A 20,116-nucleotide genomic window follows, 5' to 3' on the forward strand; every position below is an offset into this window, starting at 1 on the left:
TCATAGATAGTCGAGGAACGAAACAGTACCGACCTGTGGCTCCCGCTCGCCCGCGACGACCGCCTCGATTTCCGCCGCGACTGCCTCGGGGTCCAGGTCCGTCGCGTCTATCTCGTAGACGCTCTCCTCGCCGTTGCGCTCGACGGCCTCCGAGAGGATCACGTCCAGCGCCTCCGACTCGGCGTTCTCGGTGGCCTTCGCCGTGGGTTCGCCGCGGTCCGTGAGCCGCCGTTCCAGCTCTTCGGGGTGACAGCGCAGGACGACCACACGATCGGCGTCGAAATGGTGCGCGAGGTGTGACTCGAAGAGCACGTCGTCGCGGTCGGCGAGGTAGTCGGCGAGGGCGTCCAGATCGGCGACGGCCGAGTCGCGCTCCTCGTCGTGTTCGACGACGAAGTCTTCCTCGTGGATCACGTCGTTGAGGTGGAGTACGTCGAGGTCAGCAGCGGGGCCGTCGGCTTCGGCCGCGAGCAGCTCGACGGCCGTCGTCTTGCCCGTCCCGGGCGTGCCGGTGACGGCGACCCGCATCAGGCGACCTCCGCGGTCGGCGCGCGCGCCGCACCCGCGGCACTCGCCACCGCCATCAGGCCGAGACCTCCGCGACGACCTCGTTGACGGTCTCGACGGCGCGACGCGTCTGTTCTCGCGTCCCGCAGGTGATCCGGATGCACTCGGGCAGGCCGAAACTGGAGCAGTCCCGGACGATGACGCCCCGGTTCTGGGCTGCGTCGGCCACGGCGCTCGCGTCGCCGACCTCGACGAGAACGAAGTTACCGCCGCTCTCCCAGGTCTCGGCGTCCAGATTCTCGTGCATGTACTCGCGGGCCCACCTGGCCGTCTCGACGGTCTTCTCGACGTGTTCGTCGTCGTCGAGCGCCGCGAGGCCGGCACGACAGGTCAGTTCGGTCACGCTGAAGGGCGTGTTCACGCGGGCGTAGGCGTCGGCCCACGACTTCGGCGTGACGGCGTAACCGAGGCGCATCCCGGCGAGGCCGTAGGCCTTCGAGAACGTCCGCACGACGGCCACGTCGTCGCGTTCCTCGACCAGATCGACGGCCGACGGCGACTCGGTGAAGTGGATGTACGCCTCGTCGTAGACCACGAGCGTCTGGTCGTCGGTCTCCTCGGCGACGGTGCGCACGTCGTCCAGGCTCATCTCCGAACCCGTCGGGTTGTGCGGGCTCGTGACGTAGACGATGCGGTGGCCGTCGTAGGCCGAGAGGACGCTCTCCGGCGTCTGCGCGAAGTCGTCGTCCTTCGCCAGTCGGTACTCGTCGACCTCCCCGTGGTGGTAGCGGGCCGACATCGGGTAGTAGGCGAAGCCGGGTTTCGGGACGAGGACGCGCTGGCCGGGGTCGATGAACGCCCGAGCGAGGTAGTCGAGCGCGGTGTCGCCGCTCGGCGTCAGCCAGATCTGCTCGTCGTCGACCCCGTGGCGGTCGGCGATCTTCGCCGTGAGGTCGGTGTGGGAGGTCTTCGGATAGCTCGCGACGCGGTCGGCGTGCTCGCGGACGGCGTCGGCCGCCTTCGGGCTGGCGCCGAAGGGGTTCTCGTTCGAGGAGAGTTTGACGAGGTCGTCCGGGTCGAGCCCTCGCTCGCGGGCGACCTCCTCTATCCCTCTCCCGGCGCGGTAGACGGCGTGGGCGGAGAGGTCCCGTGGTTCCATACCCGTGAAAAACGCGCCGCGGGCCTTAAGCGTGCTCACACGCCGTGAGCCGTTCACAGGGACTCCGGACACTCGGCGAGCGACACCGTCGACGCGGACCGCTCCGGCGCGAAGTGGGTACGTTCAAGGTGGTCGCGTCCTCGCGGTCGGACATGTCAGCACTGGACTTCGCGATGTACGTGCTCCACCTCGTGTTCGCCGGGGTGTGGGCCGGTAGCGTGATCTTCGTGACGCTCGGGGTGTGGCCGACGGCACGCGACGGTACCGCGAACGCGAAACCGCTGCGGTTCGTCGTCGAGCGCCTGCGGTGGATCTCTCGGGCGAGCGCGCTCGTCCTCTTCGCCTCCGGCGGACACATGGCCGGACAGCTCTACACCGTCGAGCGGCTGACGGGCCAGCCACGCGGGCACCTCGTGCTGACGATGGTCGCGCTGTGGCTCGCGCTCGCCGGTCTCGTCGAGGTCGGGTCGAGCAAGCTCGCGGACGGGTTCGACCAGAAGAAGGTCCGCCAGCCGGCCCGCGACGCTCGCCCGTTCTTCCTGGCCGCGTCGGTCGTCGCCGCACTGCTCCTTGTCGTCGGGGGACTGCTCGCTGGCGGCTACACCTGAGGCAGGTCTCCGCCCTCTCAGAGGTCTTCGTCGAGGTGGTCGGCCGCCTTCAGCGCCAGCGCCGCGATAGTGAGCGTCGGGTTCATCGCACCGCTCGTGACGAAGACGCTGGAGGAAGCGACGGAGAGGTTGTCCACGTCGTGGGTCCGCAGTCGCGGGTTCACGACGCTCGATTCGGGGTCGGTCCCCATCCGCGTCGTCCCCATGTGATGGGCCGCTGGCCCGGTGTTGTCGGGGCCGACCGTCCACCCGACGTCGACGTCCAGTTCGTCCAGCATGCGGCCCTGAATCTCGTTCGCCTTGGCGAGGGTGCGCCGCGTTCGGTCGTCCAGCGACCACTGCACGTCCGGGACCGGGTTGCCGTGAGGGTCCGTCGTCGACGGGTCGAGCGCGATCCGGTTCGACTTTCGGGGTAACTGCCCCACGAGCCCGCCCATCGCGACGTGGGTCCCGTAGTCCGCCCGCAGCGATTCGAGCAGATCGTCGCCCCACTCGTCGACAGTGAGCGCCTGTTCCACGGGCGAGGGGCCGGCGTAGTTGAGGAACTCCAGCTTCATCGGGCCGACGCCGTCGAAGTCGTTGTCGTAGAACTGGTGGCACTCACTCGTCATGAAGCCGACGTGGTTCTGCCGCGTGGGTTCGTCCAGCGTCCCGCCCGTCCCGGCAAAGAGGTGCTCCATGAAGTACCGGCCGATGAGCCCGCTGGAGTTGGCGAGGCCGTCGGGATGGGTCTCCGATTTCGACAGGAGCAGCAGTCGCGGGATCTCGATCCCGCCGGCCGCGAGGACGAACTGCCGCGCCTCCTGGCGGTGTTCGACTCCGTCGGGTGTCGCGTAGACGGCCGCCTCGACGCGCTCGCCACTGCGATCGGTTTCGAGGCGCTGGACGGGCACGCGGTCGAGAACTCGCGCGCCCGATTCCTCGGCGGCAGCGACCGTGTGGTCGGCGCTGTACTTCGCGCCCGAGGGACAGACCGGGTCGCAAGTCCCGTAGCCGACGCACTCGCCGCGGCCGTCGTAGCCCTCCGAGTTCCGGGCGTTTGGGACCGAGTGCATGGCGATCCCCAGTTCCTCGCAGGCCTCGGCGAACAGCGAGTCGCTGTAGGAGGGCCGGAAGGCGGGCATGGGATGGGGTTCCTCGCGCGGCGGCGCGAAGGGGTTGTCCGACGCCCCAGCGACGCCGATTGCGGACTCCGCCTCGGCGTAGTAGGGCCGGAGGTCCGCGTAGTCGATCGGCCAGTCGGCGGCGACGCCGTCGCGCGAGCGCCGCTCGAAGTCGGACTCGTGGAGGCGCATCACCATCCCCTGCCAGTGGAGCGTCGACCCGCCGACGCCTTTCACCCGCATGGCGTTCAGCGGGTAGAACAGCTCGCCGCTCGCGCTGAAGGCATCGCGCTCGCCGCCCATCTCCCAGACGGAGTGCGGGCCGTGGGCTGGTCGAATCGCCCGTTCCATCCGTTCGCGCCGACTGTCGAAGTCGAACCGCGGTCCCGCTTCGAGGACGACGACCTCGTGCTCGCGGTCGGCCAACCGATTCGCGACCAGCGCACCCGCCGGCCCCGCGCCGACGATGCAGACGTCGACTCGTTCACTCGGCGTCCGGTCTCGTTCGTCGCCAGCGGGGTCTGCCGAACTCACGGCGTGTCACCTCCGGTCGCGCCACAGCGACCGCTCTCGGGCGGAGTCCCGTGTTCGACGCCGGCCCGACGCCAGGTCATTGCCCTCGAATTAGGCGAACCTAAACTTATGGCTTGTCATGACAGTCGGGCGCGTGCACGAGCGGCGGTGCGGAGTGTTTAATCGTCCGCGGCGGGTAGAGAGAGTGCGTGCCTTTAGTCCCCGCCCGAGCGTACCCGGATGGGAGCGATGACAGTGCGGCGAACCCGGGCACGCGACACACGAGTGGCGCCGTAAGCGCCGATCCGCCGAGCGGCTGACGCCGCTTCGGCAACTGGAGGCGCCTGACGGCGCCTCCCGCCTCGGCGGTTCACACCGCCTCGGCATTCGGTCGCCCTGACGGGCGACCCGCCCCAGCGGGCTTCGCCCGCTTCGGCATTCGGTGGCGCTACCGCGCCACCCGCCCGGCACGAGGGTTTCCCGGCTGACCCGGCACGCCGCCAGGGATGATGTCGGTCGTTAGTGTTCCGGGCGATATCTCTCAGGCAGAGCGATGGCTCTGTCAGTTTCACTGGTGAGTCGGAGATCACGACATCAGTTACACGTCCGATGGTATGGGTCCGACAGCGGTTGCAGGTTGCTTACCAGTTACCCATTCTCAGCTACAGTTATATCAAATTTGATATGATGTCGGGAAGATAGTAACCAGTATGGATATCGAAGATGATAGCGAATCAAAGATACTAGCGGAACATAAACGGAACGGCTGGGACGTATCGGACTCAGATGGGAGGGAAACGACGCTGGTCAGGACGACGAACGGATCGATTCGGAATCACGTGATAATTGCAGCCCTCACGATCTGGTGGACGTTCGGGGGTGGAAATGTCGCGTACCTGATTTACTCGCGGTTGAACCCGGAGACGAAGGTGATAGTCGAAGGAGCTGCTCACAGTTCGGGTTCCCAGGTAGGAACCGACGTGGAACGGGCGACGGACGAGGCCGACCAGGAGCAGACACCGGCGCCGTCACAGGGGGACGCGGACTCCGGTGGTTCACACGGGCGTTCCGAGCCTACCGAGCACGAACACGACCCCGTATACGGGGCCGAAGAACGTCGAGAACTCGCGTACAGTATGGGGAAAGCGACGTCGTCAGTTCCGCTGTCCGGATATTTCGTGCGGCCGGTGATCTGGTGGTATCGACTCACCCTCACGCTCGTCCCGGTCCTGTTCGGGGCTCTTGGAAAGCGGGAACTCGGCGAGCGGCTGCGGAACGACAATCAGATCATCACCGAGCACGTGATGGCCGGTCACCGAAACGAGCCCCAGCCCACGAAGTGACCCACCGTTAAGGGACCCCCTGACAAACCCCGTAGCAATGCCTGTCGTCGCCGAGACTGCCCTCATCGTGCTCGTCTCCCTTGCGGGTGCGACGGCGGTCGCCGTCGTCACGCTCCGGCACTACGAACCGCCGCCGCGGGAGGGCGAGGAGGAGACGCCCGAACCGTACTTCGAGACGGCGGCGTTTTTCCTCCTGACCGCTGCCTTCTTCGCTATCCTCGGATACGCTATCGCGACCGCGGGGGAACTGGCGAGCCCGTACGGCCGGATCGCCACGCTGCTGTTGACGCCTCTCGGGTTCTATTCGGCGTACGCGACGTACACGGGCCGGATAGCCGAGAGCACGGACGAGGCGGGCGGGTTGATGGGCGTGATCAGCGCGCTCGTTCTCGGGGTCTATCCGATCGCGTTCGACGTGATCTCGCTGCTCTGAGTCAGAACAGGGCCAGCACCGCGGCGGTCGAGTTCTGCGGGTCGGGGAGCTGGTCGCTGAAAGCGACAACGACGTACAGCAGCGAGAACAACGTCGCGTTGTAGATGCCGTGGATCAGCGCGGGGACGACGATGTTGTCCGTCACCTCGTACGCCGCGCCGAAGACGAGCGCGGGACCGACGAGGATGCCGAGCGCGACGAGGTTGCCAGTCGGGGATCCGCCGCTGAGGGCGAACCAGTGGAGCCCGGCGAAGACGGCGCTCGGAATGAGCACGCCGGAAACCGGTCCGAACACCTCGCGGAGGCGCCCCTGGACGACCCCGCGGAAGAGCAGTTCCTCGCCGGGACCGATGATCAGTATCGAGGCGGGGATGAGGATGAGGAGGATGGCGGGGTTCTCCATCCCCATCTCGGCGGCCTGGTTGGTCCCGGTGTCGACCTGCAGGAGCGTGATGAGAATCGACCCGGCGAAGGCGCCACCGAGGGCGAGGACGTAGCCGCCGACGACGATCGCTACCTGTCGGAGCGAGGGCACCGCGGCGTCGATGTCGAACGGGCCGGGAACGCCGTCGAATCCCAGGAGGGACCGGATCTTCGGGGCGACGATCGGTCTGAGCTTGAGATATGCGAACGCGACGCCGGCACAGCCTACGCCCTGGACGAAGACGAGGCTGAGGACGATCTGTGCAGTGTCTGGCAGTTCGAGACCCAACCCCACCACCAACACGGCGAGCGTGAGAGTCACCAGTGCGAATCCGAGCAGCAAGCCCCCGGCGCCGAGACCGACGGCGGACACCAGCGCGACAGCCGCCCGCAGCGGGGACCATTCTCTCGTTGACATACCCGCCGATTGGCCCGACTGCCTGAAAAGCCGTTCCCTCGACCGCGAGGCCGCGCGTGTCACCGCGATCGCCGGGACGGACCGACTGATTCCCGGCCTGCGAATCGGAACAGGCAGACACCGGGATGGTGTATTAGGTCCTTTTACGCTATCCCGATACGTAAACTCACGTTTAGGGCAAGGTATATGTGAACGCTTGCCACACATAGTAGTACGATGGTAGAATGTGACCACTGCGGCGACGACGTGTTCCACGTATGGAGGCGACGCGAGCGCACGGAGACGATGACTCACCGGACGGTCGTCTGGGTCTGCCGGAACTGTCATCCGGAACTGGGAACCACCGGGAAAACCGACGCGTCGGCGACCAGAGCCGTAGCGGACGGTGGTCGTCGGAGCACGTCGGGATAACCGATCGACGGCCCACAGTCGCGCCGACGAGGTACGTTTCGCGGTCGAGAACGCGAATATTACGTTTTACAGCGGTAGGAAAGTACTTGTAGGATAGGCTGGAAGAGGCAACTTATACGGACTGGGGCGCATGAGTACGACGTTCTACGGCGTGCTGGGGGTGGGGCCCGACGCCGGCGACGACGCGATACGCGCGGCCTACCGGGAGCGGGTCAAAGACCACCACCCGGACGTGAGCGCCGCGCCCGACGCCGCCGAGCAGTTCAAGCGCCTCACCGCGGCGAAAGAGGTGCTCCTCGATCCGAAAGAACGGGGCCGGTACGACAGACTCGGCCACGCCTCGTACGTCGACGCTCACTGCGACCCGTCCCTCTGGGTGGTCGGTGCGGGATCGGCCGGCGGGGAGTCGGCGGCCTCCACCGCGCCGACGCAAGCGGGGCCGACCGCGACGTCGCGTTCCAGAAACGGCCGCAGTCGGTCGACGTCGCGTTCCAGAAACGATGGTAGTCGGTCGACGTCGCGACCCGGGTCGGACGTCGGATCGGCCGCTCAGTCGGGAACGGGCGAACGGTCGAGAAGGGGCACGTCGAACCGCGCCCGCACCGCGGAGTCCGACGAACCGGACGACGCTACGGCGTCGGCGGATAGGTCGGCGACTGGGACGCAGGGCAAGTCGGTGACCAATTCGGCGGATCGGTCGGCGACTGACTCTGTGGGTGGAACGGCGACCGACTCGTCGGATGCGGCGGCTGATCCTACAGGCGCGAGGGCGACCGGCCCTGGACCGTCCTCAGCGTCGGCGGGCGCCGCTTCGTCTGCGTCGTCGCCGACTGGTTCCGCGTCGTCGCGGACCGGACCCGAATCGCGGAGGTCTGACTCGACGGCGACGGGCCGCTCGTCGGCCAACTCCACGCAGTCCGGCGGTACACCGGGGAGCGGCACTCGGTCGTCGAGACGGGACGATCAGTCGCGGAGAGGGGGGACGACAGCCGGTGAGCGGCGCCGGCGGAGTGCGTCGGCGACGGCCGGTTCGTACGCTCGGAGCAGTTTCTGGAACGCCACCGACAACGAGGTTTCGGGCGCCGCTCGATCCGACCCGCTCACCGAACGCGCGGTCGGGGTCCTGCAAGCGCTGGGTGCCTGGGTGCTCGTCCACCTGCTCTTTCTCTCGCTGGCGGTCGGGACCGGGTGGTACGTCTACGCCGTGGTCCTGCCGCCAGCGGCGCGGTCGCTGCCGCTCCTGTTCGTCCTCGTCGGCGAAGTCGGCCTGGCGGTAGTTCTGTCGTCGTTGCACATACTCTCTCGCGTGTACAGATAACGCCGCGCGGGCCGCTGAGGCCTCGACTGGTGCTTCAAACGAGTTTTTGTGTCTTGGGAAAAGCCATTAAGCTAGGCCCACTCAGGACGCACAATGGGTCGTCTGCTGCCGTTCAAGTCGGAACCTACCCGGACGCCTGACGAGCCTCGCGTCCTCGACCTCGACGACGAGGCGACCGAGGAAGCCCTCTCCGCGCTCTCCTCCGACACCGCGCGGCAGATCCTCGGGACGCTCTACGAGGAGCCGAAGACGCCGCCGGAGATCCGCGACGAGGTCGGGACCTCCCTGCAGAACGTCCACTACCACGTCGAGCGGCTGGAGGACGCCGAGCTGATCCAGCCGGCGGGCGAGGGGTACTCCGAGAAGGGCACCGAGATGACCATCTACGCGCCGGCCAGCGAGGCGCTCGTCCTCTTCGCGGGCCGGGAGCACGACCGTTCGCGACTGAAGACGGCGCTGACGCGCCTGCTCGGTGCGGTCGGCCTGCTCGGACTCGCCAGCCTCGCGGTCCGGCGGCTGTTCGGCGAGACCGGCGGACGCTTCGGTCAGTACGATATCTCCGTCGGCATGGGATCCAGCGGGGACGGCGGACGCCCGCAGTCGGAGGGCGCCGACGGCGGCGACGGCGGTGCAGGCGCCGCCGGCGGCGGTGACGGTGGCGGTGACGGTGGCGACGGCGGAGCGGACGCCGGTGACGGCGGCGACGGCGGAGCGGACGCCGGTGACGGCGCCGAGGAACTGACGGAGACGCCGACGCCGGAGGACGACGTCGGCATCTTCGGCGGTCAGGACACCGCGACCGACGCCGGCGAGGCCACCTCGACGCCCGAACCCACGCCGACGGCGACGCCGGAGGCGACGGAAGCGCCGACTGCGTCCGCGACGGCTGCCGGGACGCCTTCCTCCACGCCGGCCGGGACGCCGTCTCCAACGCCCGCCGGAACACCGTCACCCACGCCCGCCGGGACCCCGACGCCGCAGGCGACGCCGACCGCAACGGCGACGCCCGCACCGACGGACACGCCGACCGCGACCGAGACCGCGACGCCGACGGCAGCGATGGACACGCCGACGCCCACCGAGCCCCCGTCGCCGACCCCGGAGCCGACCGGCATGGAGTCGGGGACGGCCGGGCCGGCGACGGACCCGAACCTCACCGCGCAGACCGTCGACAGCGCGCGCCGGATCTCGGAGAGCGGCGGCGACGGACTCCTGGCGGACCCCGCGGTCGCCTTCTTCCTGGGCGGTCTCTTCATGATCCTCGTCGTCACCGCCTGGTGGTACTACCAGGGCTGACGGCGACTCGCCCCTCGCCGATCCCGTGACGCCGACCGCCGGCGCCCGGCGACTCGCCCGCGATAGCAAGTCGTATGGGTCAGTCGCGGCAACGGAGACGCATGAACGTACGAAGTGTGGACGCGCTGGGCCCCGACGACCGGGCCGCGCTGTTCGACCGCGACGCGGGCGTGGACGCGGTCCGCGAGGACGCTCGCGAGATCGTCGAGCGCGTGCGGACGGAGGGCGACGTCGCCCTGCGGAACCTCTCGCGGGAGATCGACGGCGTCGAGGTCGGGAACGTCGACGTGACCGACCAGGTCGAACGCGCGTACGAGGAGATCGACGACGAGGTCCGGCGGGCCATCGAGGACGCCGCCGAGAACGTCCGCGCGTTTCACGAGCGCCAGCGCCCCGAGGACTGGACCGAGGACTTCGAGGGGCGGAAACTCGGCCGGCGGTTCCGCCCGCTGGAGACCGTCGGCGTCTACGCCCCCGGCGGCACGGCCGCCTACCCCTCCAGCGTCCTGATGGGCGTCATTCCCGCGGTCGTCGCCGGCGTCGAACACGTCGCCGTCGCGACGCCGCCCGCGGAGGAGCTCGACCCCGTCACGCTGGCGGCCATCCACGTCGCCGGCGCGGACGCGGTGTACCAGGTTGGCGGCGCGCAGGCCGTCGCCGCGCTCGCCTACGGGACCGAGACGATAAACGCCGTCCAGAAGGTCGTCGGCCCGGGCAACCAGTGGGTCACCGCAGCCAAAGCCGAGGTCCGCGGCGACGTGGAGATCGACTTCCTCGCCGGGCCGAGCGAGATTCTCGTCGTCGCCGACGAGACCGCCGACCCGTCGCTCGTCGCGGCGGATCTGGTCGCGCAGGCCGAACACGGCGAGACGAGTTCGGTCGTCGCCGTCACCGACGACGAGGAGACCGCCGAGGCCGTCGCGGCCGCGGTCGACGACCACGCGGCGGGTCGCGAGCGCGAGGAGACGATCCGCGCCGCCCTCGACAGCGACGCGAGCGGCGTCTTCCTCGCCCGCTCGATGAGCGAGGCGGTGCTGTTCGCCGAGGAGTACGCGCCCGAACACCTCTCGATCCAGGCCGACGACGCCGACTCGCTGCTCGACCGGATCCCGAGCGCGGGGAGCGCGTTCCTCGGCCCCTACAGCCCGGTCGCGGCCGGCGACTACGCGACGGGGACCAACCACGTCCTCCCGACGAACGGCAAGGCGAAGGTCACCGGCGGCCTCTCGGTCGACACCTTCCTCCGCTCGACGACGGTCCAACGGCTCTCCCGGGACACGCTGGGCGACCTACGGGAGACGGTCACGACGCTCGCCGACGCGGAAGGACTGGAAGCGCACGGCCACAGCGTAGACGCGCGTTTCGACGGCGAGGACGACGACGAATAGGGCCGTCCAATTCCGCCGTGGGCCGTCAGGTCTTTCTGCGATACCCTCGTTCGGTCGGGCATGACTGCAGATCCGCTCTACCGACCGGCGCACATGGCCGACGTGGCCGGCATCCAGCGAGTCGCGCGCGAGTCCTGGCACGCCGCCTACGACGACATCCTCGGCGAGGACGTCGTCGACGACGTGCTCGACGAGTGGTACGTCGACGACGCCATCGAGTCCGGCATCGACCACGACGCACAGGACTTCTTCGTCGCCGTGATCGACGACGAGGTCGTCGGGTACATCCACGTCGGGCCGCACCCGCCGCGCCGGGTCCACCAGGTGTACCGCCTCTACGTCGACCCCGAGCACTGGCGAAAGGGCATCGCGCGGAACCTCCTCGCCGAGGCCGAGCAGTCGCTGTACGACCGCGACGTGGGCATCTACGAGGCCGAGGTCCTCGCCGAGAACGAGCGCGGCCTCGCGTTCTACCGGTCGACCGGCTTCGAGCAGGTCGACGAGCGCGAGACGGACCTCATGGGCGCAACTGCGCCCGAGTACATCGTCCGCAAGCGACTGTAGCGGACGCAGGCGAGCGACACACAGCCGCTGTCGGGGCGGCAAGAAACCGCAACGCGACCGCTGTCGAGGCGACGAAAAACCGGCGAACGGATCCCCTCGCCAACAGGGTTAACACGTTCGGCGAAAAACTCTCGTGTATGAGTTCCACGACGGACGCGCCCGAGCCGGGCGGCGAGGAGATCGAGGTGACGGAGGCGGCCGCCGAGGAGGCGCTCTCGCTCCTCGAAGACGAGGACATGGACACCGACATTGCCGGTCTCCGCCTGTTCGTCCAGCAGGGCGGCTGCGCGGGGCTCTCCTACGGGATGCGCTTCGAGTACGAGCCCGATGAGGACGACACGGTCTACGAGCACCACGGGCTCAGGGTGATCGTCGACCCGGCGAGCAACAACTACGTGGAAGGCTCGGTGCTGGACTTCGAGGGCGGGCTGCAGGGCGAGGGATTCCACGTCGAGAACCCCAACGTCGTCAGCGAGTGCGGCTGCGGCGAGAGCTTCCGCACCTGATCGCCGCGCTCGACCCCGTCAGTCTTCGAGTTCGAACGCCACCTCGACCTCGGCCTGGTACTCCCTGTTCTCGACGCTCGCCATCTCGACGCCCATCTCCTCGACCTCCACCCAGTAGACGTTCTGGAGCGTCTCCTCGGCGCGATCGACCGCGTCGTCGACCGCTTCGTCGAAGCTCTCGGTACTGGTCCCTATCAGCGTGATCTTCTTGAACACCATCGCGATCGAACAGTACGGCGCCCCGACACAAAAGGCTCGGGCGCGCGAGGACTGAAGGCAGGTCAGGCCGTTCGCTGTTCGAGGCGGTCCTCGATGTACCGGCTGATGCCGTTGAGGTGCGCCGTGCCCCAGGTCGCGACGACGACGGCGCCGAGGGTGTTGTAGATGAGGTCCCACAGCGAATCGTTGAGGCCGTACTGGGTCAGGATGGTGTCGGTCCCGGCCATCGAGGCGACTACGCCGATCGTGAACTCGAGAATCTCCCAGAAGACGCCGTACGCGAGGGTAAACAGCAGGATGAAGACGAAGATGAACCGTGGCGGGAGCGTGATATCGTCGGAGTGCTCGTCGAGCGCGCGGACGGTCGCGTAGCCGACGCCCGCGACGACAGACGACGACAGCGCGTGGGTCATGTGGTCCCACCACCAGACCGTGGCGTAGAAGCTCTGGCTGCCGGGGACGCCGATCGTCCCGAAGGCGTGGAGGAAGACGGCGCTGGTGATCCACAGCGTCAGTCCGGCGTCGAGCGGGACGCCGTAGTCGCGTTCGAGGACGGGGACGAGCTGCGCGATGAGCAGCGCGACGCCGGCGTTGGCGATGATCTTCACGTTCACCTTCCAGACGCCGACGAGGAAGACGCCCAGCATCACCAGCTCCATCAGCCAGGTCAGCTGGCGCTGGCGTCGCTCGCTGATACCGAGACGGTCACGGACTCTCATGCCGTCCCCTCCGGGATGCGCTCGTCGACCGTCGCCCGATGGCGGACGTAACTCTGGAAGACGATGCCGGCGACCAGCCCCGCGATGCCCGAGCCGACGAACTCGACCATGAGTTCGTGTTCGATCGATTCGTAGTCCGCCTCGGTGAGGACGCCGTCGGGCCCGGGATCGAGCAGGAGCGCCGTGCCGAGGTGGACGTCCGACCCCCAGCGGGCGAGCGCCCACAGGCCCGCGGCCGCGAGCGTCGTGACGACGACGAACAGGACGGCGAAGCCGACGCTCATCTCGACCGGCGTGAACATGTGGAGGTTCACAGCGACCAGCAGCGCGAACGCGGCGATCGAGAGGTAGACTGCCACGTTCCCAGTCACCTGGAGAGTCGCGACGGCACGGCCGACGACCGGGAGCCCCGCGAGCAGGACGACCTCCGCGGGCGGCATCGCTCGCAGGTCGCCGAGCGCCAGCGCGGGGAGGACGACGACAGCGCCGACGACAAGCGCGAAGGCCGCCCACAGGTAGTCGCTGGTCAGCACGCTCTCGACGGCGACCAGCCCGAACATCCCGACCAGGACCCACGCGATCCCCGCGTTGATCCGGGTGTCCGTCAGCAGCTCACCGAGGTTCCCTTGTGCCATCTGTACTCCCTCCCATTCGACTCCACCAATGAAACGCTGACGGCTGGCGGAGTCGGCTGGTCACTCGGAGAAACGCGATATCGCGGCCGGTCAGACCGCGTGCCGCCGGGCGACCTCGTAGTCGCCGTCCTCGTCGACCCCGATTATCGCCCACTCGTAATCGGGGTCCGCCGCCTCGAGTCGCCCTTCGAGTTCCGCTACGTCGTCCGCCCACGCGACGAAACACCGGTACTCACCCGAGTCCGGCGTCTCGTCGAACTCCTCCGCCGGTGTGACGTGGACGGCCCGCCACTTCCGTTCGGCGAGATACTCGCCCCCGCGATCGGTCACCGTGTATCCGAGGTCTGCGAAAATCGACCGGGCCTTCTCGTCGAGGTGCTTGGTAACAGCCCTCATTCGTCCATGGATACCACGGCCCACCCAATAAGTGTTGCTACGTTTCACGTTCCGTTGCAGCGTCCCTCCCCGAAAACGGGGGGTAGTAGCCACCTACTGACCGTTTTACCCGCTAGCACTCCGGAGGGTCGAGATCAGTCGTCGCCGTGGCCGGGCGTCACCGGGGCTTACTCGTGGGCGGCGTCCCACTCGTCGGGTTTCTTGAAGTTGCCGCAGTCGGTGCACTTGATCCGGCCCATCGAGTCCATGGCCGTCAGGAACGACTCGCAGTTCCCGCAGTAGTAGCCCCAGCGGCGCTCCCGGTCGGGCGTCCGATAGACGACGAAGAACGGGCCGTCGGACCCGCGTTCGGCGTCGTCGGTGTCGACGTACAGCGTCTCTTCGTCGGGGCCGGTCTTCGTCTCCATGCCTGGCGTATCGGGGAGGGCGCCCTAAACGCTTCCGTCGCGGCATCGAAGCGGATTTGGCCGCGCGGGGGCTGGTCGGAGACAGATGTCGCCACGGGTCCTCCACTACACCGATCTCGAGAACGCCTACGACACGCCCGAACGGATCGCACGCGTGGCCGGGCTCCTCGCCGACCGAGGGGGCGCGGACGCGCTCCTCGCCGGGTCCGGTGACAACACCGGCCCGGGCGTCCTCTCGCTGGTGACCGACGGGCGCCAGTCCCTGGATTTCTTCGACGCGGTCGGCCCGGACGTCGAGACGGTCGGCAACCACGACTTCGACCACGGGTTCGACGCGCTCGAATCGCTCGTCGCGGACTCCCCCCAGCAGTGGGTCCTCGCGAACGTCCGCCTCGACGGCGAGCGGTTCGGCGCCGCGGCGGGCGCCGACCCCGTCACGACGGTCTCGGTCGACGGGTCGACCGTCGGCGTCGTCGGTGTACTCGACCCCGCGACGCCGGAGATGACTCCCGGCACGGACGCGCTCGACTTCGCCGACCCCGTCGAGACAGTCGCCGAGTGGGTCCCGCGCTTGCGCGAACGTGGCGCCGACTACGCGCTCGCGCTCGCTCACACGACCGACGACGACGCGCGGGCCATCGCCGCCGAGACGGACGTCGACGCGGTACTGGCCGGCCACTCGCACCACCAGCACGCCGGCGCGGTCGACGGCACGGCCCTGACCAGGCCCGGCGCGACCGGCCAGTACGTCTACGAGGCCGACCTCGAATCCGGCGACGTGACACTCCACGACGCCCAGGAGGCGGACCCGGACCCCGCCGTCGAGGCGGCGCTGCGCGACCGGATCGCGGCGGAGGGGCTCGACGAGAACGTCGCGCACGTCGACGACCCACTCTCGCGCGACCGCGAACGGCGCCTCGCGGGCGAGTGGCGGCTTGGGAACTTCGTGGCCGACGCCTACCGGTGGAAGACCGGTGCCGATGTCGCGCTCCAGAACGGCGGCGGGATCCGCGAGGGACCGCCGCTGTCGGGCGACGTGACCGTCGGAGACCTGGTGAGCGTGAGCCCGTTCGAGGAACCGGTCGCCGTCGCCTCGGTCACGGGCGACGAACTGCGCTCGGTCGTCGAGGAGGCCGACGGCCGCCGCGTCGACGGCCTCAACGACTACTGGTACGGCCACGTCAGCGGGATGCGCGTCGCCGCGGAGAACGGCGGGTACGTCCCCTACGTGGACGGCGAGGCGGTCGACCCGGACGAGCGCTACACCGTCGCGGTGCCGAACTACATCCTGATCACCGACCTCGAGTTCCCGACGCTCACGGAGGACCACGCGGTCGAACACGACGACCTGCAGTACGAGGTCGTCGTCGACTACGCCCGCGAGCGCGGGATCGACGCGTCGATCGAGGGGCGGATCCCCGACGCCGTCGCGCGCGAGTAGTCCCGCGCGGACCTCGGTTCCTGTTGCGAGTGCAATAGAAAGCTTGACGCGGGGCGACGGTGAACTCCCGCGGGATGACGCAGGTCGTCGTCCCAGTCCGCTATCCGCTCTCCGACCACTCGGAGGCCACGCTCGCCCGGGCGATCGAGATAGCCGATGACAGAGACGCCCAGTTGACGGTGATCCACATCAACCAGTACCAGGACAATCACCAGACCACTCGCCGCGAGCTCAAAGACGCCGTCGAAGGGGCGTTCGGTTCGCTGACCGACACGCGCTACGTCGTCCGCCGCGGGCTGCTCGTCGAGGAGACGCTACTCGACGAGATCGTCGCCGAAGACGCCGACATCGTCGTCATCGGCAAGAAACAGGCCGGCCGCTGGCGTCGGATGATCCGCCGCCTCGTCGACGACCCCGATGTGGAGACGTTCCTCCGGGACGAACTCGACTGCGACGTCGTCACCGCCGAACTCTGACCGCGACCGCTCGTCGCGAATGGATCTTCAGGACTGGTCGTCCTCGCTCGGTCCGCGCTCGCCGTCGATCGCCGACCCCTCGTCAGGGACCCCTGGATCGACCTCCGGGCGGGCCCCGCCTCGGGCTCGGTCGCCGACCGCGACCTGCATCTCGCCGCTCGTCTCGTCGAAGACGTGGTGCTGGTGCGGGTAGGCGATCTCGACGTCCTCGTCGTCGATCGCCTCGGCGAAGGCCGTCTGGATCTTCGAGCGGACACGCAACAGCCAGTAGGGCTCCTCGATCCAGTAGCGGAGCCGCAGGTTGATCCCGTGGTCGCCGAACTGGTCGATGTAACACGTCGGCTTCGCCGGGTAGCGCGCGGCGCCGACGCGGATCTGGGGCCCGCCGCTCACTACGCCGTCGACGTTCCGGGCGGCCTGTTCGACGAGTTCCCTGGCCCGGGCCACGTCGCTCTCGTAGGTGATCAGCACGTCCAGTGCCTGCCGGGTCCGGGTGTCTTCGGCGGAGTAGTTGACCACGTCGCGCTCGCGCATCGTGCCGTTCGGGATCACGAGGAAGGTGTTGTCGAGCGTGAAGATCTTCGTGTAGCGGAGGGTGATGTCCTCGACGAAGCCGCGCTGGTTCCGCTCGGCGAGTTCGATCATGTCGCCGATCTCGTAGGGCTGGTCGGCGAGCAGGAACACGCCGCTGATGATGCTGCCGACGATGGGCGCGAGGATGACACCGACCACCGCCGAGAACACGGCGACGGAGAGCGTCAGATCGCTGAGGCTGTAGTCGTAGATGCCCATGATCGTCAGCGTCGCGAAGATGAAGACGACGAGCCTGATCCCGCGCAGCGCGGTGCGCGTGAGGCTCGGCCGTCGGAAGCGGCGGGCGATCCGCCGTCCGAGCAACTGGACGAGCAGCTGCGAGACGGCGTAGGCGAGGACGATGACGACGACCACCTGGAAGAGCTGTATCACCGGCGTCGGCAGCCCGTTGACGAACGTCCGCACGCCAGGCGGTACCCACGCCGGTCCCGCCGGCGTCCCCGCAGCAGTCGCGGTCTGGGTCGTCGCGTCGCCGCCGGGCGTCGCTGTCTGACCCGTCAGCGCGGCGAGTGCCCGCAGCCAAGCGACCATGCCCACAGCACCATCGCACCCGGCAAAAGAATTGCGTCCCCGGATCGCCCGCCGACGCCCCGGGCGACCGCGGAAAGCGACTTGTGGACGGTGACCCTATTGACAGTATGGACGGACCAGCGACCGCGGAGCCGACGTTCGACGTGCAGGAGTCCGGCGACACCGACATCGACGCCGACGCGCTGATAGCCGGGTTCTCCGAGTTCGGGCTCGCGGGCCTGACGGCCGTCGACTACCTGGTGCAACAGCTCGAACTGACCCCGGCGGGGCGCGTGACGACGCGCGACATGCCGACGATCACGCCGTTCGACGGCGGGAGGCCCCGCCACCCGGTCCGGTTGTTCTCCGCCGATGAGGTCGACGTCGCCGTCCTCGTGAGCGAGCTGTTCGTCCCCGCGACCGCCGCTCGCTCGTTCAGCGACGCGCTCCTCGACTGGACCGCCGCGGCCGACGTCCCCGAGACGGTCGTCCTCTCGGGCGTGCAGATGCCCCACGCCGAGGAGGACCACCGCACGTTCTTCGTCGCGACCGACGACTACCGCGAGACCCGCCTGGAGGACGCGGACGTCCCGCCGATGGCGAGCGGCTTCACGGACGGCGTGAAGGCCAGTCTGCTCGCCCGCGGCATCGACTCGCCGCTCCGAGCGTGCGTCTACGCGACGCCGGCCCACCCGCAGGCACCGGACGCGGAAGCGGCGCTCAGACTCGTGGAGACAGCCGACGAGGTGTACGACCTCGGCGTCGACACCGAGCCGATGAAATCGTTCGCGGCCGACGTCCAGCAGCACTACCAGGACCTGGCCGAGCGCATCGAACAGGCCCGCGACGAGCAACAGCCCGAAGACCGGATGTACATGTAGCCGACGGACCGACGCGCCCGTCGGTTCGACGGCGGCTACTCGACCTCGCCGCCGAGGCTCGTCAACGGCGACGCGCCGCCGACGATGGCCGCCGCGGCCAGGATCGCCGCCGAGAGCGCGACGAAGTCGCCGGACGGCGAGTACCCGGCCAGGCCCGCGCCGGCCTCGACGATGAACACCGTGATGAAGAAGCTCACGATAGCGAAGACCAGCAGGACGATCGAAGCGACGATGCTACTGACGAGCGCGCCGAACGAGTCGAGAACTCCCATATCTGTGATACTCCGTCCCTCCGTATGGTCGCCAGACACATATGATTACGTGCGGGTCGCGTCCCACGCCGGGACGAGAGACGGGTTCGCTCAGTACTCGTGGACCTGTTCGTCGGTGATCGCGGCGTCGATGAGCCGCGTCGGCGTCGCGTCGTAGGCCGGGTTCTCGACCGCGAAGCCGTCGGCGGGTTCGCGGATGACCTCGCTCGCCTGGCGGTGTTCGTTCTCGAAGGCGAAGCCGCCGGTGACCATCTTCGCCTCGGCGCCGACGACGCGAACGGGGACGCCGGCGTCGCTCGCGGTCGCGGCGAGCGGGTACGTGCCGACGCGGTTGTACAGCGTGTCCTCGACGATGCAGTCCATGCCGACGACGACCTGGTCGACCTCGGGGAGGAAGTGCCCGGCGGCGCCGTCGACGATGAGGTGGGCGTCGACGCCGTCCAGATCCGCCAGCGTTCGCACCATCTTCCGCCCGAGGTAACGGGGGCGCGCCTCGGTGCAGTAGACCTCCAGCGAGGCGCCCTCGTCGAGGGTCCGCTCGATGGCCTCCAGCACGGTCGAGGAGTAGTCGTGAGTGAGGATCGTCCGGTCCGTGCTGAGGTACTCGACGGCCCGCTCGGCGGCGCGCTCCTTCGCGGACTCGACGCGGGTGACGACGGACTCGACGACGTCCCGGGTGCGCTCTTTCGCGGTCGCGACGGAGTCGTCCTCGGCGTCCTCGACGGTCGAGACGATCTCGCGCTGGGTCGTCTGGAGCGATGCGTGCGAGGGGTTCGCCCGACGGAGCGCGTGGCTGTTGCGCTCCAGCGTCCGGACGTACTCCTCGACGGTCGGATACTCGCGCTCCGTCAGCGCCAGCAGGGCCTCGGCCGCCTTCACCGCGACGACGGACGAACTGTGCGTCTGCATGTCCGCGATCTCCTCGACCGTCCCGTCTATCATACTGAATACGTCGCCACTCGCTCTCAAAGGCTTTCCCCTCCCGGCACTCGATTTCGTCCGCGACCCCGCGGGTCGACGCCCGCCGGGCCGCGCGGCTATCGGATCTGATACTCTCGCCGAAGCTGGTTTAGTCGGTGCTCGTCCTATTCCGACTACACGATGGCCGAAGACGGCGCCACCGCCGGGGACGAGCGCGACAGGTCGGGAGGGGGGACCGAGCGGGCCGTCTCGGAGTTCACCGGCGTCGCCATCCTCGTCGCCATCACGCTGCTCGTCACGGGGTCGGTCGGGCTGTTCGTCCTCGTCGACCCCGGATCGGAGGGCCAGGGGCCGAACGCGAACTTCACCTTCCAGTACATCGACGCGTCGTCCGTCCTCATCGTCACGCACGACCGCGGCGACTCCTTCGACGCGGGGAACCTCTCGATCAGGAGCCGGGGAACCACCGTGACGTGGGCCGCGCTCGCGAACACGGACAACTCGACGGTCGTCGGACCCGGCGCGACAGTGCAGCTCAGCCGCCGGAACGCCTTCGGGAGTCCGGTCCCGGCAAGCGGTAGAGCGCGCGTCCTCTACAAACCGCCGACCGGCAACGAGACGGTGCTGGAAACATGGGACGGGAGCGGCTGATCCG

At 68.6% G+C, this 20,116-nt stretch carries 24 protein-coding genes; 12 read left to right on the forward strand and 12 right to left on the reverse strand.

All coding sequences use genetic code 11. The features are described 5' to 3' along the window. Positions 1 to 528 carry an adenylate kinase family protein gene (locus tag ACMGFH_RS04980; RefSeq protein WP_415381696.1) on the reverse strand — a complete coding sequence of 176 codons (528 nt, stop codon included), beginning with the start codon at positions 526 to 528 and terminating at the stop codon, positions 1 to 3. A 55-nt stretch (positions 529 to 583) separates the two neighbouring features. After that, a complete protein-coding gene (gene hisC, locus ACMGFH_RS04985) occupies positions 584 to 1,666 on the reverse strand; it encodes a histidinol-phosphate transaminase (RefSeq protein ID WP_415381697.1) in 1,083 nt (360 codons plus the stop codon). A 152-nt stretch (positions 1,667 to 1,818) separates the two neighbouring features. On the opposite strand from hisC, the gene ACMGFH_RS04990 reads away from it, so the two are divergent. Then, positions 1,819 to 2,274, forward strand: a complete 456-nt coding sequence (locus ACMGFH_RS04990; protein WP_415381698.1) for a CopD family protein — start codon at positions 1,819 to 1,821, stop codon at positions 2,272 to 2,274. A 17-nt stretch (positions 2,275 to 2,291) separates the two neighbouring features. Here the strand turns inward: ACMGFH_RS04990 and ACMGFH_RS04995 are convergent, their stop codons facing one another. Next, positions 2,292 to 3,911: a GMC family oxidoreductase gene (locus tag ACMGFH_RS04995; RefSeq protein WP_415381700.1), complete on the reverse strand. Its 1,620-nt coding sequence runs from the start codon at positions 3,909 to 3,911 to the stop codon at positions 2,292 to 2,294. Positions 3,912 to 4,600: 689 nt separating this feature from the next. Between ACMGFH_RS04995 and ACMGFH_RS05000 the strand changes: the two genes are divergently transcribed. Together ACMGFH_RS05000 and ACMGFH_RS05005 are read left to right on the forward strand one after the other, a co-directional pair. Next, positions 4,601 to 5,233: a hypothetical protein gene (locus ACMGFH_RS05000; protein WP_415381701.1), complete on the forward strand. Its 633-nt coding sequence runs from the start codon at positions 4,601 to 4,603 to the stop codon at positions 5,231 to 5,233. A gap of 37 nt (positions 5,234 to 5,270) precedes the next feature. Next, complete coding sequence (locus ACMGFH_RS05005; RefSeq protein WP_415381703.1) at positions 5,271 to 5,666, forward strand: hypothetical protein; 396 nt, start codon at positions 5,271 to 5,273, stop codon at positions 5,664 to 5,666. Position 5,667: 1 nt separating this feature from the next. Here the strand turns inward: ACMGFH_RS05005 and ACMGFH_RS05010 are convergent, their stop codons facing one another. Further along, the gene (locus ACMGFH_RS05010) at positions 5,668 to 6,507 is read right to left on the reverse strand and encodes a lysostaphin resistance A-like protein (RefSeq protein ID WP_415381704.1); all 840 of its coding nucleotides are present in this window, start codon (positions 6,505 to 6,507) and stop codon (positions 5,668 to 5,670) included. Between the two features lie 541 nt (positions 6,508 to 7,048). On the opposite strand from ACMGFH_RS05010, the gene ACMGFH_RS05015 reads away from it, so the two are divergent. The 5 genes from ACMGFH_RS05015 to ACMGFH_RS05035 all read left to right on the forward strand — a co-directional run bounded on the left by ACMGFH_RS05015 (position 7,049) and on the right by ACMGFH_RS05035 (position 11,990). After that, positions 7,049 to 8,236, forward strand: a complete 1,188-nt coding sequence (locus ACMGFH_RS05015) for a DnaJ domain-containing protein (RefSeq protein WP_415381706.1) — start codon at positions 7,049 to 7,051, stop codon at positions 8,234 to 8,236. A 93-nt stretch (positions 8,237 to 8,329) separates the two neighbouring features. Beyond that, positions 8,330 to 9,532: an ArsR/SmtB family transcription factor gene (locus tag ACMGFH_RS05020; RefSeq protein WP_415381707.1), complete on the forward strand. Its 1,203-nt coding sequence runs from the start codon at positions 8,330 to 8,332 to the stop codon at positions 9,530 to 9,532. 101 nt (positions 9,533 to 9,633) lie between these two features. Further along, positions 9,634 to 10,920, forward strand: coding sequence for a histidinol dehydrogenase (gene hisD / locus ACMGFH_RS05025; RefSeq protein WP_415381709.1), 1,287 nt, complete (start codon positions 9,634 to 9,636; stop codon positions 10,918 to 10,920). A 60-nt stretch (positions 10,921 to 10,980) separates the two neighbouring features. After that, entirely contained in the window at positions 10,981 to 11,484 is a 504-nt protein-coding gene (locus ACMGFH_RS05030) for a GNAT family N-acetyltransferase (RefSeq protein ID WP_415381710.1), read from the forward strand. Positions 11,485 to 11,621: 137 nt separating this feature from the next. After that, positions 11,622 to 11,990, forward strand: coding sequence for a HesB/IscA family protein (locus ACMGFH_RS05035; RefSeq protein ID WP_415381711.1), 369 nt, complete (start codon positions 11,622 to 11,624; stop codon positions 11,988 to 11,990). 18 nt (positions 11,991 to 12,008) lie between these two features. Here the strand turns inward: ACMGFH_RS05035 and ACMGFH_RS05040 are convergent, their stop codons facing one another. The 5 genes from ACMGFH_RS05040 to ACMGFH_RS05060 all read right to left on the reverse strand — a co-directional run bounded on the left by ACMGFH_RS05040 (position 12,009) and on the right by ACMGFH_RS05060 (position 14,366). Continuing rightward, complete coding sequence (locus ACMGFH_RS05040; RefSeq protein WP_415381713.1) at positions 12,009 to 12,209, reverse strand: dodecin; 201 nt, start codon at positions 12,207 to 12,209, stop codon at positions 12,009 to 12,011. 62 nt (positions 12,210 to 12,271) lie between these two features. After that, positions 12,272 to 12,928, reverse strand: coding sequence for a hypothetical protein (locus ACMGFH_RS05045; RefSeq protein ID WP_415381714.1), 657 nt, complete (start codon positions 12,926 to 12,928; stop codon positions 12,272 to 12,274). Continuing rightward, the gene (locus ACMGFH_RS05050; protein ID WP_415381715.1) at positions 12,925 to 13,563 is read right to left on the reverse strand and encodes a hypothetical protein; all 639 of its coding nucleotides are present in this window, start codon (positions 13,561 to 13,563) and stop codon (positions 12,925 to 12,927) included. Before ACMGFH_RS05050 ends, ACMGFH_RS05045 begins: the two co-directional genes overlap by 4 nt. A gap of 90 nt (positions 13,564 to 13,653) precedes the next feature. Next, positions 13,654 to 13,959 carry a hypothetical protein gene (locus ACMGFH_RS05055; protein WP_415381717.1) on the reverse strand — a complete coding sequence of 102 codons (306 nt, stop codon included), beginning with the start codon at positions 13,957 to 13,959 and terminating at the stop codon, positions 13,654 to 13,656. Positions 13,960 to 14,126: 167 nt separating this feature from the next. Continuing rightward, positions 14,127 to 14,366, reverse strand: coding sequence for a DUF5816 domain-containing protein (locus ACMGFH_RS05060; RefSeq protein ID WP_415381718.1), 240 nt, complete (start codon positions 14,364 to 14,366; stop codon positions 14,127 to 14,129). An 85-nt stretch (positions 14,367 to 14,451) separates the two neighbouring features. On the opposite strand from ACMGFH_RS05060, the gene ACMGFH_RS05065 reads away from it, so the two are divergent. Further along, on the forward strand, positions 14,452 to 15,807 hold the full coding sequence (locus ACMGFH_RS05065) for a bifunctional metallophosphatase/5'-nucleotidase (protein ID WP_415381719.1): 1,356 nt from the start codon (positions 14,452 to 14,454) through the stop codon (positions 15,805 to 15,807). A 74-nt stretch (positions 15,808 to 15,881) separates the two neighbouring features. Then, positions 15,882 to 16,283, forward strand: coding sequence for a universal stress protein (locus ACMGFH_RS05070; RefSeq protein WP_415381720.1), 402 nt, complete (start codon positions 15,882 to 15,884; stop codon positions 16,281 to 16,283). A gap of 27 nt (positions 16,284 to 16,310) precedes the next feature. Here ACMGFH_RS05070 and ACMGFH_RS05075 read toward each other — a convergent pair whose 3' ends face one another. Beyond that, positions 16,311 to 17,408, reverse strand: a complete 1,098-nt coding sequence (locus ACMGFH_RS05075; RefSeq protein ID WP_415381721.1) for a mechanosensitive ion channel family protein — start codon at positions 17,406 to 17,408, stop codon at positions 16,311 to 16,313. Positions 17,409 to 17,515: 107 nt separating this feature from the next. On the opposite strand from ACMGFH_RS05075, the gene ACMGFH_RS05080 reads away from it, so the two are divergent. Then, on the forward strand, positions 17,516 to 18,268 hold the full coding sequence (locus ACMGFH_RS05080) for a proteasome assembly chaperone family protein (protein ID WP_415381722.1): 753 nt from the start codon (positions 17,516 to 17,518) through the stop codon (positions 18,266 to 18,268). Between the two features lie 35 nt (positions 18,269 to 18,303). On the opposite strand, the gene ACMGFH_RS05085 is transcribed toward ACMGFH_RS05080, so the two are convergent. Beyond that, positions 18,304 to 18,540 carry a hypothetical protein gene (locus ACMGFH_RS05085; RefSeq protein WP_415381723.1) on the reverse strand — a complete coding sequence of 79 codons (237 nt, stop codon included), beginning with the start codon at positions 18,538 to 18,540 and terminating at the stop codon, positions 18,304 to 18,306. Positions 18,541 to 18,630: 90 nt separating this feature from the next. Beyond that, positions 18,631 to 19,482 carry a translation initiation factor eIF-2B gene (locus ACMGFH_RS05090; RefSeq protein WP_415381724.1) on the reverse strand — a complete coding sequence of 284 codons (852 nt, stop codon included), beginning with the start codon at positions 19,480 to 19,482 and terminating at the stop codon, positions 18,631 to 18,633. A 159-nt stretch (positions 19,483 to 19,641) separates the two neighbouring features. Between ACMGFH_RS05090 and ACMGFH_RS05095 the strand changes: the two genes are divergently transcribed. Then, positions 19,642 to 20,112, forward strand: coding sequence for a type IV pilin (locus tag ACMGFH_RS05095; RefSeq protein ID WP_415381725.1), 471 nt, complete (start codon positions 19,642 to 19,644; stop codon positions 20,110 to 20,112). The last annotated feature ends 4 nt before the right edge of the window (positions 20,113 to 20,116 follow it).

The sequence above is a fragment of the Halosimplex rarum genome (assembly GCF_047715405.1).
Classification (GTDB): Archaea; Halobacteriota; Halobacteria; order Halobacteriales; family Haloarculaceae; genus Halosimplex; species Halosimplex rarum.

Bases quoted from the DNA above. Each gene is read 5' to 3' on its own strand.
- ACMGFH_RS05090 (WP_415381724.1), bottom strand. From the start codon at position 19,482: ATGATAGACGGGACGGTCGAGGAGATCGCGGACATGCAGACGCACAGT.
- ACMGFH_RS05010 (WP_415381704.1), bottom strand. From the start codon at position 6,507: ATGTCAACGAGAGAATGGTCCCCGCTGCGGGCGGCTGTCGCGCTGGTG.
- ACMGFH_RS05040 (WP_415381713.1), bottom strand. From the start codon at position 12,209: ATGGTGTTCAAGAAGATCACGCTGATAGGGACCAGTACCGAGAGCTTC.
- ACMGFH_RS05035 (WP_415381711.1), top strand. From the start codon at position 11,622: ATGAGTTCCACGACGGACGCGCCCGAGCCGGGCGGCGAGGAGATCGAG.
- ACMGFH_RS05095 (WP_415381725.1), top strand. From the start codon at position 19,642: ATGGCCGAAGACGGCGCCACCGCCGGGGACGAGCGCGACAGGTCGGGA.
- ACMGFH_RS05050 (WP_415381715.1), bottom strand. From the start codon at position 13,563: ATGGCACAAGGGAACCTCGGTGAGCTGCTGACGGACACCCGGATCAAC.
- ACMGFH_RS05080 (WP_415381722.1), top strand. From the start codon at position 17,516: ATGGACGGACCAGCGACCGCGGAGCCGACGTTCGACGTGCAGGAGTCC.
- hisD (WP_415381709.1), top strand. From the start codon at position 9,634: ATGAACGTACGAAGTGTGGACGCGCTGGGCCCCGACGACCGGGCCGCG.
- ACMGFH_RS05020 (WP_415381707.1), top strand. From the start codon at position 8,330: ATGGGTCGTCTGCTGCCGTTCAAGTCGGAACCTACCCGGACGCCTGAC.
- ACMGFH_RS05005 (WP_415381703.1), top strand. From the start codon at position 5,271: ATGCCTGTCGTCGCCGAGACTGCCCTCATCGTGCTCGTCTCCCTTGCG.
- ACMGFH_RS05075 (WP_415381721.1), bottom strand. From the start codon at position 17,408: ATGGTCGCTTGGCTGCGGGCACTCGCCGCGCTGACGGGTCAGACAGCG.
- ACMGFH_RS04980 (WP_415381696.1), bottom strand. From the start codon at position 528: ATGCGGGTCGCCGTCACCGGCACGCCCGGGACGGGCAAGACGACGGCC.
- ACMGFH_RS05045 (WP_415381714.1), bottom strand. From the start codon at position 12,928: ATGAGAGTCCGTGACCGTCTCGGTATCAGCGAGCGACGCCAGCGCCAG.
- ACMGFH_RS05070 (WP_415381720.1), top strand. From the start codon at position 15,882: ATGACGCAGGTCGTCGTCCCAGTCCGCTATCCGCTCTCCGACCACTCG.
- ACMGFH_RS04990 (WP_415381698.1), top strand. From the start codon at position 1,819: ATGTCAGCACTGGACTTCGCGATGTACGTGCTCCACCTCGTGTTCGCC.
- ACMGFH_RS05065 (WP_415381719.1), top strand. From the start codon at position 14,452: ATGTCGCCACGGGTCCTCCACTACACCGATCTCGAGAACGCCTACGAC.
- ACMGFH_RS05000 (WP_415381701.1), top strand. From the start codon at position 4,601: ATGGATATCGAAGATGATAGCGAATCAAAGATACTAGCGGAACATAAA.
- hisC (WP_415381697.1), bottom strand. From the start codon at position 1,666: ATGGAACCACGGGACCTCTCCGCCCACGCCGTCTACCGCGCCGGGAGA.
- ACMGFH_RS05030 (WP_415381710.1), top strand. From the start codon at position 10,981: ATGACTGCAGATCCGCTCTACCGACCGGCGCACATGGCCGACGTGGCC.
- ACMGFH_RS05055 (WP_415381717.1), bottom strand. From the start codon at position 13,959: ATGAGGGCTGTTACCAAGCACCTCGACGAGAAGGCCCGGTCGATTTTC.
- ACMGFH_RS05060 (WP_415381718.1), bottom strand. From the start codon at position 14,366: ATGGAGACGAAGACCGGCCCCGACGAAGAGACGCTGTACGTCGACACC.
- ACMGFH_RS05015 (WP_415381706.1), top strand. From the start codon at position 7,049: ATGAGTACGACGTTCTACGGCGTGCTGGGGGTGGGGCCCGACGCCGGC.
- ACMGFH_RS05085 (WP_415381723.1), bottom strand. From the start codon at position 18,540: ATGGGAGTTCTCGACTCGTTCGGCGCGCTCGTCAGTAGCATCGTCGCT.